The sequence below is a fragment of the Gilliamella sp. M0320 genome, from assembly GCF_016101635.1.
GTDB lineage: Bacteria > Pseudomonadota > Gammaproteobacteria > Enterobacterales > Orbaceae > Gilliamella > Gilliamella apis.
On sequence record NZ_JACFQD010000007.1, the window covers coordinates 80,365 to 93,634 of the forward strand.

Sequence of the window (13,270 nt, forward strand, 5' to 3'; positions counted from 1 at the left end):
GATTACTGATTATTTAATTTAGTTACTTCCAAATTAATTTGCGCAATTTTTTCTGACATTTGTTGATAGCACTCTTCCATTAAAGTTCTTGCATCTTCTTTGCTTAAATCTTTGGTCGCAATCGGTGGCAACATCTCGACAATCATATGACCATTATTAAGTCGATTTAACTTTATATTATTAGTATCTGATACACAGATAGGCACAATAGGTACCCCCGCGGCAATAGCAGCTTTAAAAGCACCAGTTTTAAATGGCAATAATCCTCGACCACGACTACGAGTACCTTCCGGAAACATCCAGATTGATATTTCACGTTTTTTTATCTCTTTAACGACGAAATTAATCGTATCTCGGGCTTTTGATTTATTGTTACGGTCAATTAAAATATTGCCGGTAAGGTAATAAAGTTGCCCAAAGAAAGGGATCAGTGCCAGACTTTTTTTGCCGACAGTGACGGTTTTCGGTTGTACAATATCAGCGGCCACAACCATATCATAATTATTTTGGTGATTGGCGATAAATACACAGCTACCTAGTTTTTCAATTTCAGGATATTTACGAGTATCAACTTTTACCCCTAATATTGGTTTAAAGAAAAAACTAAAAAGATGGGCAAATCTAGCCACATTTTTGGGATTGCGAGGATTGAATAAACAAAAAATAACGCCTAGTACACAAGTTATAATACCAATGAATAACACACTGATTAAGCGAAAAAGAAAAACCATAATTTACCTCATAAGTTAACTTAGCGTATTATATACGTAATCTATATGAATATACAGTTTGTTAAATATCGCTTTAAAGGATGTTTATGCACGAATCAACTATCATTTGGAATGATAATCAAATTCCAATTTCCCGTTACTTTGATGATGTTTATTTTAATACTGACGGTGCAGTAGATGAAACTCGTTATGTCTTTATTGAAGGGAATTGTTTATATGACAGATTTTTACAACATCAGCAAGAGACGTTTACTATTGGTGAAACTGGTTTTGGTTCTGGTTTAAGTTTTTTAATTACTTGGCAAACGTTTAAACAATTTAGACGAAAAAATCCAAATAGTAATTTGAAAAAATTAAATTTTTTTAGTGTTGAGAAATATCCTCTATCTGCCAGCGAAATGTCAAAAATTCATAATAAAGTTATTAATCACAATGATGCATTATGGCCACTAGCTAAGCAATTACAAGATTCTTTAAAAAGATCTGATGTTGATAGCTTAGAAGAAGTGAATTTATTGATATGCTATGACGATATAAGCTGCTATGCCGATTTCTTAGTTCAACAAAATAGTTTTATTGATGCATGGTTTTTTGATGGTTTTTCGCCAGCCAAAAATCCAGATATGTGGAATGAATCCCTATTTAAACATTGTTATCAATTAACAAGAGAAAAAGGAACCTTTGCAACATTTACTGCAGCAGGTTTTGTCCGACGTAATTTAATCAATGCTGGATTTAATGTCGAAAAACGTAAAGGATTTGGTCTAAAACGTGAAATGCTAATCGGCCAAAAAATCTAAATTAGTTCGCCAATTTAACTTTTGGCGAACTAATATTAATTAAACTCGAATTGGTAGATTAGATCTAATGTTTGCGCAATACCAGAAGCTGCTTCGACATATAAATTTGGCAATAAACGATAGCGCAAGGTAAATGTAGCTAGTGAGTCGAATATACCTACACCATATTTTAATTGTAAATGAGGTAATATATAACCACTTACTACCACTTTTGAATTATTACCTGCCCCTTGAGTGTCTAAAGAAAGATTCTTGATGCCAAATGCATTACCAATATCACCGATGAATTGTCCTGTTTTGGCGGTTCCAACACCAACTAAAAACGCTGTCATCATATCATTATCGCTTTGATCAGAACTATCAAGACCTTGGCCTCGAATTAGATAAGAAAGCGCTTCTTGTTGTGACATAGCTGGATCAGAGAAAATCTCAATTTTAGGATCTGTTGATGACCCCTTAACTCGAATACCTGCTGTAATATTACTGTTATCCATGGAATCAGGATTACGAATGGCTTCTATATCTAACATAGCTTGATCTGTTGGTCCAGAAAAAGTGATAATCCCTTTGTTAATGATTAGGTCTTGCCCATAAGCATGAAATCGTCCATTAGGAATTAATATTTCACCATGTAAATCTAGTCCTTTATTTGTCTGTGTCGCAATGAGTTTACCTTTTAATGAGGCTTGCAAACCAAAGGCATCTACCGTTACTTTATCACCAATATTGATTTCAATATGACTATTTATTTTCATGCCAAATTTTTGAGCTTGAATCTGTTTGTGGTTTTGATCCAACATGACTTCATCAGGTGACACGTCAATACTTGATGGTGGAAGTGAATCAACGGTGATTTTGCCTTTAGGAATTGAAACTTTACCAAGAATTGTCAGTTCATCTTGGGTTGCTTCTATTTTAATATCTGGAATGACTGACATGACAATCATTGGCGGTACAGAGACATCCATGGCAGCACCATTAACATTTAATGTTGCTTGCCATTTTTCTAAATTATTCCAGCTAGCTTGACCATTAATATTAATGTTACCTGATTTAGTGGCCAAAATTCCTTTCATTGTCGAAGTTTTGCCATTGAATTTAATATCAACCATAGCAGATTTGATATCGATTGGTAATTGGTTAGATTTTATGTCGCTATGTTTTAAATTAATACCGCCGGTTAAGCTAGGATCCATTAATGAACCAGAAAATTTAACCATTCCATTGATGGCGCCATTAGCATATTCATCTTTACTCAATAGCGGATTAATAATTGCTAGGGCTAAATTATCAATATTGAGTTGACCACTTAAATCTTTTTTTCCAGTTGGATCATTTATGGATAGATCGCCATTTATTTTGCCTAATTTATTTAAACCAAAACGCCAATTTAATTTAGCCTGTTGTTCATTAAATTCAGCATTGATATTAAACAGATCAAATGGAATTGGTAAAGCTTGATTACTTATCATCTGTTTAATATAAACTCTATTGCTGGTTATATTGGCTTTAATACTCGGAATTTTGCTAGTATCATCGAATTTAATATCTGCTTTGCCATTAATAAAACCATCAATTTTAGTTTCACCATCATTGGGAATAGGTAATTTGGCAAGATCAATATCTTTTAATGTAATAGATGTCTGGTTATTGTTAGCTATTGATAATGATTTATCTAAACAGATACTAGAATTATTGCTACGCCAACAATGTGCCCCTATAGTTGGAACGTGGTTAGTTAAATCATATGATAGAGAAATAGGTTTAGCTAATTGCCAACGATTATTATTAGCTAATGTAAGTAAACTATGCGGTATACTTGCGGTCCAATTATAATGTTGTTTATCTAATTGTCCATTTAATGATGTAGCCATCGATAATGGACTACCTTCAAAATTTATATTTAAAGAGTGACGAGCTTCATTACCTGATAGTTCAATATTAGCTTTTTTAATACTTTGGTTAGCGATATCAATATTTTGACCAATTAGTTTCAATTGTCCACTAAGTTGATCTGTGTAGTGGATTTTTCCTGATAGATTAGCCTTTGCGAGTGAAATATTTTCATAAGTTAAGTCGCCGATATTGATATTGCTTTCGATAACAGGTGAGTTTTTACTACCTGTCATTTTAATATTTCCTTTGATGGTACCATTTAGATCATCTGCTAATAATGACAAAGATGTTAAATTAAGTTGGCTATTTAAATTACCTTTATCAGTAGAACCACTAATATTTAATTGGTTTTTACCCCAAAGTAGAGCTAAATTTTTGGTTGATAGCGTTCGATTAGAATCAACAAATAGGTCGCCATTAGCTGAAAAATTAGCTTGCTTAATGTTACCTTTCAACTGTATCTCAGGAATATTTAATTGCCATATATCATCTTCAAGCATACCCGAAGTTTTTAGTTGACCGGCTAAGCGAATAGGGAAGGTTGGTAACTCTTTAATAATATCGACATTATTAAGGTTAATACTCGCATCCCATTTAAGTGCAGTTTGCCAATCTAGTTGGCCAGTAAGATTAATATCGCCTTGCGGAAACTTGATATTGGCATGGTCGAAAGAGGCAGATTGGTTGGTACCAGCACCAACAATATCAACAGACGTATCAGGTAAGCCATCTCCCTTAATCAAACCTTTAGCTAGCATATTATATTTTTGCGCATTACCATTTAAGCTTATAGCAAAATTATCTAACTGATATTGTGGATCTCCTTCAATTGGCCATTGAATATGTTTACCGTCTAATTTTGTTATTAAAGGCAAATATTTCTCAATAAAATTGATTTGTCCCTCAATGGTAATTTGATTCAGACCAGCAATATTAGTATAAGTAAATAATTTACCTAATAAGTTTCCTGAAAACTGCCCATTAAGATGATTTTTTTCTGTATCGACCTTAATTGAAGCTAAAATAGGCCAATTATCGCCAAGTGTAATTTCACCAGATAAATAGGCATGTCCATTGACATAAGGCGTTGTTGCATTAGTGTCGACATGTTTGACCATAATATGATTATTAATCATCTCGGTTTTTATATTCACTTGGTTAAAATGATAATCTTGCCCAGCTATATGTAATAACCAATTATTTCCGCTTAAACTTGTGACATTAATATCGAGTGGAATACTAACCTGTGGTAGTGAATTTATCAAAGGTTGATTAAATAGTTGCTTAATTTTTTGATCAAGTGCTAAATCATCTTCAAATTTGTTGTTAGAGTTTTTTGCAGGGTGATCTGCAAATATTGCCTGTAAATCCATAGCAACAGCCGGGAATACATAGATTTTTTCGTTGACCCAGTTAGCTTTTCCAGTGAAGTCTGACATACCAAATTGCATATCATCAACTTTCACAGTGACATCAGAAATATGGGTTTGTTTTAACTCAATAGGTAATGGCGTTTTAATTATTCGTCGTTTTTCGGATGTTGGTTCATCAGGTGAAAGTTGCAATTCATTAGTATTGATTACAACATTAACTCCATCAGCATCAAATTGTTTAACACAAATTTTTGTTTGTATTAAACATAAACCAGACAATTTGAATGTTGCATCTTTTACCTGTACATTGACACCAGGTAGTTCAAGTGACAACCCTTTAATATGTAAATCATGGAATGTACCTTCAACTTGGGCTATTTTTAATTCAGGTAAAAATTTATTAAGAACATAGGTAGTTAGCTTTACACCTAAAGATGTGTAAATCATTAAGATTGTAAAAGTGATAAGGAAAACAAAAATGGAAAGCACTACAATGCTGCGTTTTTTCCATTTACGTATTCGTTTTATTTTTTCAACCTTTTTTGCTCTTATTGGATTTTTTGCCATTTTATAATTCGCTTCCTAAACCAATATATAGATGTATTGAGCCTTTATCTTTTCTATTTAGTGGTGTTGCTAAATCAAATTTAATTGGACCGACAGGTGAAGCCCATCGAATACCCAAGCCGGTACCAGTATAAAATTTAGCTGTATCGACTTTATCTATTGCTTCACCAGTATCAACAAAAGCAGCACCCCACCAAGAGCCAGTTAAGTTATATTGATATTCGGCTGAGCCTGTGATCATTTTTGAAGCACCTTTAAGCTTACCTTTTTTATCTTTAGGTGAAATAGATTGATAACTGTATCCTCGAATACTGCGATCGCCGCCAGCAAAAAATCTAAAAGAAGGCGGCACTCGATCAAAATTACTTGCTTGAATAATGCCAAAATTACCTCTGGCTATAAAACGATGTGATTGCTTAATTGAACGAATCCAAGTTTGTTGAGCTTGAAAACGGACTAAATTAATATCAGAGCCTAACGATTCCGCTGCCCCTTCAACTGAATAACGTTGAGAATCACCCCACATCGATAATAGCTTACCGTCATTACGAATACGTGAAATACTTAGTGATGGATAGTATAAAAAGGTCTTGAACTTTGCATCCCCTTGAGTAAAGTCATCACGCAACATATTAAAACCAAGAGCAGTTTGCCAACCGTCAAAATTATCCCAATTACGCAAAGCACCTAAAGTATACGAACGTGAATAAGTGTCGTTATTATCAATTTTTTTATAACCACCTTGAATGGTATAATACTGTTCAATAGGCGATTTTTTTAAAGGTATTTTGTAGCTCATTGTAATAATTTGCTCTGGTGATGAGAGCGATAAACTACTTTGAAAACTATGTCCTTTACTATTGATCCAAGGTTTATTCCAGCCAATTTTGCCATGCACACCATTATCTGTTGAAAAACCTAAACCCAGATCCATAGCATTTTTTTTACGAGGAGTGGTAACAACATCAATTGGTAGAGCTTTATCTGCAGTTAGATGTGGAAAATCTGGTGTAACAACTACAGAATTAAACCAGTTTGTCGAACTTAGTCGTCGATTTAATAATGACAACTGTTCAGCCGAATATTCATCACCTTCTTTAAAAGGTACGATATTGGCAAGATAATCTTGACGAATTTTAGCCTCAGGAAATTTAACCATACTAAACTTATAGCGTTTACCAGTATCAAAATCGATATTCCAAAATGCTTGATGGTCGTATTTAGATACGGCTAATTGATGGGTTGGCATTACTGCATCAAAATAGCCTTTTTTTAATGACAAGCTTTCTAAGCCTTTTTTAAATGCTTCATAAGTGCCGTGATTTAAAATTTCACCAATTTTAGGTAGTTGTTTAGCTAGTAACTCTTGAAAATCTTTATCTTGTTTACCTTCGCCATTGATATTGATATTTAATTGTTTAATTCTAACCGGTTCACCAGGCGATATTTTAACAACGAGGACTTTAGGATCACTTTCGTCATAATTAAAACTAGGAGAATAATAACCTAATGCTCGAAGTGCTTTTTGTGCTTCACTTTCAAAATATCGCTTAAAATTAGGCGAATTATTAATTTTATCTGATGTGATTAACGAAATGCGTGCATCGACATTTTCCGCAAGTTCTCCCGATAATCCTTTAATTGATAACTTCATATCAGCATAACTTGATGCAGTCGTTACCATTAAAAGTACGCATAATGAGCGAGAAAATCGTGACACATACACCTCGATAAAGTTTAGGATTCAAGTAATTTTACATGTCCAATATATGGTAAATGGCGATAATGCTGAGCATAATCTATACCATAACCCACTACAAACTCGTCAGGAATTGAAAAACCGATATATTTTACTGGTACGGCAACTTCACGGCGTGAAGGTTTATCTAATAATGTACAAATCTCGATACTACGAGGATGACGTAGTTTTAAAATAGCCATTACCTTGCTAAGAGTATTACCGGTATCAATAATATCTTCAACAATCAGCACATCTTTGTCACGAATATCTTCGTCTAAATCTTTTAAAATTTTGACATCTCTATTACTTACCACGGCATTGCCATAACTTGAGGCCGTCATAAAGTCGACTTCGTGACCAACACTAATTGCTCGGCTTAGATCAGCCATAAAGATAAAAGAACCTCTTAACAAACCAACTAAAATAAGCTCATTTTGACTGCTTGCATAATCTTTACTTATCTGTTGACCTATTTCATTTACCCGTTTTTGGATATCTTTGGCAGATATCATGGTTTCTAATGTATGTTTTTTCATTAATAATGCTCAGTATATATCTTAAAAAATCAGAACAGATTTTAGCAATTTTCACAGGTAAAAAGAATAACTAAGCAAATTTTTTATCAAAAATTAAAAAATGATTTATAGAATACATTTTTAAATATTAAGTCAATCGTTAACTGCACTATGACAAGAGTGTTTATTTTGTTTTATTTCTAAACGCCGTTTTTTGAAAAAGTTGCTTAACATTGAGCTACATTCACTAGCTAAAACACCACTAGTTATTTGGGCAAAATGATTAATGCCCGTTCTGGAAAGAATATTGATATAAGAACCAGCTGCACCGGTTTTATAATCACTAGCACCATACACTACACGCTTGATTCGACTATGTATAATAGCACCAGCACACATAATACAAGGTTCAAGAGTAACATACAATGTTGTATTGACTAAACGGTAGTTGTGTAAAAATTGACCTGCTTGTTCAATTGCCATGATTTCTGCATGAGCAGTTGGGTTATGTTTAATAATTGATTGATTAAAACCTTCACCAATAAGTTGTCCGTTTTCATCAACAATTACTGCGCCGACTGGAATTTCTCCTATAGATTCAGCGCATTTAGCTAATTCTAATGCATGACGCATCCAAATTTCATCTGTCATGCTTTAACATTATAAATTATTTAGATTAAGTACATCACGCATATCATAAAGTCCAACTGGTTGCTTAGCAAGCCATAATGCTGCACGTACTGCTCCATTAGCAAATGTCATTCGGCTTGAAGCTTTATGACTAATTTCAACTCGTTCTCCAACATCAGCAAAAATTGCGGTATGTTCACCGACAATATCACCAGCTCGAATAGTGGCAAAACCAATTGCCCCTTTTGGTCTTTCTCCGGTATGGCCTTCTCGGCAATAAACTGCACGCTCGTTTAAGTCACAACCAAGTGCATCAGCAATAGCTTCGCCCATCGCAAGAGCGGTACCTGATGGGGCATCGACTTTATGACGATGATGGGCTTCGATAATTTCGATATCAGTATAATCACCCATAATTTGGGTGGCTTTTTCGAGTAATTTAAGTACTAAGTTAACACCAACGCTAAAGTTTGCGGCAAATACAATTGCAATTTGTTGTGCGGCATTAGCAATTGCCTGTTTACCAGCTTCATCAAAGCCTGTTGTGCCGATTATCATCATTTTCTTATTTTCGACACAAAAAGTTAAATGTGCTAGGGTTCCTTCTGGACGAGTAAAATCAATTAATACATCAAACTGATCTTTTGCTTTGGCTAAATTATCTGTAACTTTTACACCACACAGTCCAATACCAGCAAGCTCACCAGCATCACTACCTATCAATGATGATCCTTCTCTTTCGAATGCAGCGCCTAAAGTCACTCCTTCAATTTGAGATACCGCTTGAATGAGTTGACGACCCATTTTACCTCCAGCGCCAGCAATAGCGATGCGAATCATATTTGTTGACATATAACTTTCCTTACATTATTACCTAATACACATAAACAAATATTATAGCGGAAAACTATTAAGTTATATACCGACTAAAAAGCAAAATGTTATACTTTGCTAGTGATATTTTTATAATAAATATAGGATACCTTATGCGTTGTAAATGGTATTTTGGATGGAACATTGTGATTGCAGCAGCGTTGTTAACGCTGCTATCTAGCGGATTACGGATGAGTATGGGGGTATTCTTTTTACCTATCGCCAACGACCTACAGTTTAGTCGTAGTACTTTATCGAGTATTATTGCTATTGGTATGCTATTTTCTGGAATCGCGATGCCAATAGCCGGTTATTTAGTTAGCAAATATGGAACACGCTTTGTATTATTATTAGGTTCACTAATTATTATTATTTCGTCTGTTTGGGCCGCTAATATAAATGATTATTGGAATTTTTTATTATCCTTTGGTATAGCGTTATCTTTTGGTACCTCGTTTGTTGGTTCGGTAAGTTTTACGCCGATTGTTGTTCGTTGGTTTAGCAAACATCGTGGCTTGGCTTTATTTATCTTATCAAGTGGTAGTATGGCTGGCATTGCGGTTATGCTACCTGTATTTGCTTATTTTATTCCGCTTTATGGATGGCAAACTACATTAATAGCATTTTCACTATTTTTTATGTTGTTAGCTTTACCGATAGCGCTTTTTATTATGAAAGATAAGCAAAGTGATATAGATACAACTGAAAATAGTCAAAATATAAGATCAGAAATGACGTTAACTCAGGTATTAAAAACTCGACCGTTTTGGTTGCTTAGTTTTGGATTATTTACTTGTGGATTTAGCATGAATTTACTTGGCACTCACGGTGTACCTATGTTAATGGATCATGGTTTTGATTCAATAACCAGTTCTTCTGCACTAGGCTTAATTGGTTTGGTGGCAATATTTAGTACATTAGTACTCGGCTATATTTCAGATCTTGTGCCACGAAAGTTTGTTTTAGCTATGATCTATTTTGTTCGAGGAATAGGATTTATAGCATTAGTTATTGCAGCATCTCAATGGCAACTCTATACCATAGCCTTAATAGGTGGATTAGTTTGGGCTGGTGCTTTATCTTTATCAAGTGCCATTTCTGCTGATATCTATGGTGTAAAAATTGTTGGTTTACTTTCTGGTTTAACTTACCTTGGTCACCAAATTGGTGCGATGATTGGTTCGTGGTTAGGAGGGTGGGCATATGACACATGGCATAACCACTTTATTGCCTTTGGCACAGCTAGCGCTCTATTGTTGTTAGCTGCACTATGTACCTGCTTATTACCTAAAATTTACAATAGTTAATTCTGACAATAATGGACGCAAGGGCGTCCATATTTTTTTATAGAACTTTTAATAATTCAACATCGAAAATTAAAGTACTATATGGGGGGATCGACGCGCCAGCACCTTGAGATCCATAAGCTAATTCTTGAGGAATATATAATCGCCATTTTGAGCCTTCTGGCATTAATTGTAACGCTTCCACCCAGCCTCGAATAACACCATTAACAGGGAATTCAGCTGGTTGACCTCGTTCAATAGAGCTATCAAATACAGTACCATCAATTAGCTGTCCAGTATAATGAACTTGCACTCGGTCAGTTGCTTTTGGATATGCACCAGTACCTTGTTTAAGTACTTCGTATTGTAAACCTGATTCAGTTGATTTTATGTTATCTTTTTTAAGATTTTCAGTTAAAAAGTCTTTTCCTGCTTGGGCAATTTTTTCTGCTTGTTTTGCTTTTTCTTTAGAAGCTTGTTCATGAACGTGGCGAAGAGCATCATGCAATTCTTGTAAAGGTAAAGCTGGTTGGTTACCACTTAATACATCTTCCATAGCTAATTTTAATGCATTAAGTTCTAAATTGCTTAATCCTGACTCTTTTAATTGTTGGCCAATTTGTAATCCAATTGCGTAACTTGCTTTTTGCTCAATGGTATCTAATTTCATTTTTTACCCGTCATTTGTTGATATAAAGTTGCTTATTATAGTGCATTACGATTAAAGATAAGAAGAAAAATATCAGCTCTTGTTAATTATCATCAAGATAACAATGCTTTTAAGTATAAATTTATAGAAGAATTTATTATTTTTTCTAGCGCTTAGTTAAAATATCAGCGATAATATATTCTATTGTATTTTTGAATGGATGATTTTAAATGCCGTTTCGTAAATCTATTTCGCTTGCTATTGTGGCCGGTATGTTACTAACTGGTTGTTCTCTTGTTGATCGTTGGGTTTATCGACCTGATATCAATCAAGGTAATTATGTAACAAAAGATGCAATAGAATTATTACAAGTTGGTCAAAGCAAAGAACAGGTGGTGTTTATTATGGGATCACCAATGTTAACTTCTTCTTTTGGGGGTAATGTTTGGTATTATGTTTTCCGCCAACAGCCACAACATGGTAATGTAAGTCAGATTACTTATGCCGTTTATTTTGATGAGATGGGCATAGTGAAAGATATTAAAACCTCTACATTAGAAGGTTCTTTATCATTAGAAGAAATGAACCAACAAGAAATTTCAGATCCTATTGAAATAAAATCAGAAGACGATAATGATCATTTACCTACTCAACAATCGTCTGAAGTTTCATCAGAAGGTGAATCAGAATAAAATTCAAAAAAAACCTCGTTATAATAACGAGGTTTTTTATATCTATGTTTAATCAATGTTAAATTCGATTAAATCGGTCTATTAGTAGTGACCACCAATAGAAGAAATAAGAGCTACTATAAGAATCATATAAATAATGAAAAATACAATTGAACAAATAAAAGCAATTAAAGAAAACTTCCAATAGCCATGTAAATTTTCAATAGCTTCAATAAGATTTCGTTCATTATCAAAATTTGCAGCCATACTAAATGTGCTGCCTGATTTGAATAGTTTTACGCCAGCTAAAATTACCGGAATACCGACGATAGCAGATATGATCCCTAAACAAGATAAGGCGCCGATAATTATCATTATAACTCCATAGATTTGTTGCATTATTGCTATAAATCTCATCTGTTTTTTTAATAATTCAGTTGAAGTAATGGTAATACTTTTCGGTTGGTTAAAATCCATATTTATTCCCTATATTATATATTGTTGTACTATTAAAAAATGGCAGATAGAATAACATTTTATTTTTTTATGTCGAGGCTAATTTGCAAAAAAAATCTATATTAAATCGTTTTTCTATAGCTCCCATGCTCGATTGGACTGATAAACATTGTCGTTATTTTCATCGTATATTGACCAAACAAACCTTACTCTATACCGAAATGGTCACTACCGGCGCAATTTTGTATGGTAAAGGCGATTATTTAGCTTTTAATAGCCAAGAACATCCTTTAAGTTTACAACTGGGTGGAAGTGATCCTATTGCATTGGCTGAATGTGCAAAATTAGCTGAAGAACGAGGATATGATGAAATTAATCTTAATGTCGGTTGTCCTTCTGATCGTGTACAAAATGGCATGTTTGGTGCCTGTTTAATGGCAAAAGCTGATTTAGTCGCAAATTGTATTGATGCCATGCAAAATGCTGTTAGTATTCCCGTAACAGTAAAAACACGTATAGGTATTGATAACCAAGATAATTATGCATTTTTATGTGAATTTATTGAAAAAGTCATGCCTTATACGGAAACATTTATTGTACATGCTCGTAAAGCTTGGCTTTCTGGACTGAGTCCCAAAGAAAATCGCGAAGTGCCACTACTTGATTATGAGCGAGTATATCAATTGAAACGTGATTATCCTCATCTAACAATCGCCATAAATGGCGGAATTAAAACCATTGATGAAATCAAACAGCATTTAACTTTTGTCGATGGTGTTATGGTTGGTCGTGAAGCTTATCAAAATCCTATTTTACTGACGCAAATTGATCAACAAATCTTTGGTTCTGATGTTCCAAGTCCTGATCCAATAGCGGCAATACAAGCACTTTATCCTTATATTGAAACCCAGTTAACTCAAGGTGCTCAACTCAATCATATTATGCGTCATACCTTAGGTATCTTTAACGGTAGAAAAGGGGCTAAACAGTGGCGACGCTATTTGAGTGAAAACGCCCATAAAAAAGGGGTAGGAGTAGAAGTTGTTGAACAGGCATTAACTTTTATTCAATAACAACAAATG

The 13,270-nt window shown here is 34.1% G+C and carries 12 protein-coding genes; 4 read left to right on the top strand and 8 right to left on the bottom strand.

Going from position 1 to position 13,270, the window contains the following annotated elements:
- Positions 1-2 precede the first annotated feature (2 nt).
- A complete protein-coding gene (locus tag H3T83_RS09585; RefSeq protein ID WP_198215640.1) occupies positions 3-731 on the bottom strand; it encodes a 1-acylglycerol-3-phosphate O-acyltransferase in 729 nt (242 codons plus the stop codon).
- Positions 732-817: 86 nt separating this feature from the next.
- Between H3T83_RS09585 and mnmD the strand changes: the two genes are divergently transcribed.
- Positions 818-1,531 (top strand): tRNA (5-methylaminomethyl-2-thiouridine)(34)-methyltransferase MnmD, encoded by a 714-nt coding sequence (gene mnmD, locus H3T83_RS09590; RefSeq protein ID WP_198215641.1) that lies wholly within the window; start codon positions 818-820, stop codon positions 1,529-1,531.
- Positions 1,532-1,566: 35 nt separating this feature from the next.
- Here the strand turns inward: mnmD and H3T83_RS09595 are convergent, their stop codons facing one another.
- The 5 genes from H3T83_RS09595 to dapB form a co-directional block, all read right to left on the bottom strand.
- Entirely contained in the window at positions 1,567-5,367 is a 3,801-nt protein-coding gene (locus H3T83_RS09595; RefSeq protein WP_198215642.1) for a translocation/assembly module TamB domain-containing protein, read from the bottom strand.
- 1 nt (position 5,368) lies between these two features.
- A complete protein-coding gene (locus H3T83_RS09600; RefSeq protein ID WP_174565005.1) occupies positions 5,369-7,051 on the bottom strand; it encodes an autotransporter assembly complex family protein in 1,683 nt (560 codons plus the stop codon).
- 53 nt (positions 7,052-7,104) lie between these two features.
- The gene (gene hpt, locus H3T83_RS09605; RefSeq protein WP_065579154.1) at positions 7,105-7,644 is read right to left on the bottom strand and encodes a hypoxanthine phosphoribosyltransferase; all 540 of its coding nucleotides are present in this window, start codon (positions 7,642-7,644) and stop codon (positions 7,105-7,107) included.
- Positions 7,645-7,776: 132 nt separating this feature from the next.
- A complete protein-coding gene (gene tadA, locus H3T83_RS09610; protein ID WP_086362107.1) occupies positions 7,777-8,274 on the bottom strand; it encodes a tRNA adenosine(34) deaminase TadA in 498 nt (165 codons plus the stop codon).
- A gap of 9 nt (positions 8,275-8,283) precedes the next feature.
- Positions 8,284-9,105: a 4-hydroxy-tetrahydrodipicolinate reductase gene (gene dapB / locus H3T83_RS09615; protein ID WP_065613155.1), complete on the bottom strand. Its 822-nt coding sequence runs from the start codon at positions 9,103-9,105 to the stop codon at positions 8,284-8,286.
- Positions 9,106-9,239: 134 nt separating this feature from the next.
- Between dapB and H3T83_RS09620 the strand changes: the two genes are divergently transcribed.
- Positions 9,240-10,433 carry an MFS transporter gene (locus H3T83_RS09620; RefSeq protein WP_198198816.1) on the top strand — a complete coding sequence of 398 codons (1,194 nt, stop codon included), beginning with the start codon at positions 9,240-9,242 and terminating at the stop codon, positions 10,431-10,433.
- A 37-nt stretch (positions 10,434-10,470) separates the two neighbouring features.
- Here the strand turns inward: H3T83_RS09620 and H3T83_RS09625 are convergent, their stop codons facing one another.
- Positions 10,471-11,082, bottom strand: a complete 612-nt coding sequence (locus H3T83_RS09625; RefSeq protein ID WP_065579150.1) for an FKBP-type peptidyl-prolyl cis-trans isomerase — start codon at positions 11,080-11,082, stop codon at positions 10,471-10,473.
- Positions 11,083-11,291: 209 nt separating this feature from the next.
- Between H3T83_RS09625 and bamE the strand changes: the two genes are divergently transcribed.
- Positions 11,292-11,753, top strand: coding sequence for an outer membrane protein assembly factor BamE (bamE, locus tag H3T83_RS09630; protein WP_065579149.1), 462 nt, complete (start codon positions 11,292-11,294; stop codon positions 11,751-11,753).
- A gap of 81 nt (positions 11,754-11,834) precedes the next feature.
- On the opposite strand, the gene H3T83_RS09635 is transcribed toward bamE, so the two are convergent.
- On the bottom strand, positions 11,835-12,209 hold the full coding sequence (locus H3T83_RS09635) for a DUF5362 family protein (RefSeq protein ID WP_065579148.1): 375 nt from the start codon (positions 12,207-12,209) through the stop codon (positions 11,835-11,837).
- Positions 12,210-12,334: 125 nt separating this feature from the next.
- Here H3T83_RS09635 and dusA point away from each other — a divergent pair, with 125 nt between their 5' ends.
- A complete protein-coding gene (gene dusA, locus H3T83_RS09640; RefSeq protein ID WP_198215663.1) occupies positions 12,335-13,261 on the top strand; it encodes a tRNA dihydrouridine(20/20a) synthase DusA in 927 nt (308 codons plus the stop codon).
- The last annotated feature ends 9 nt before the right edge of the window (positions 13,262-13,270 follow it).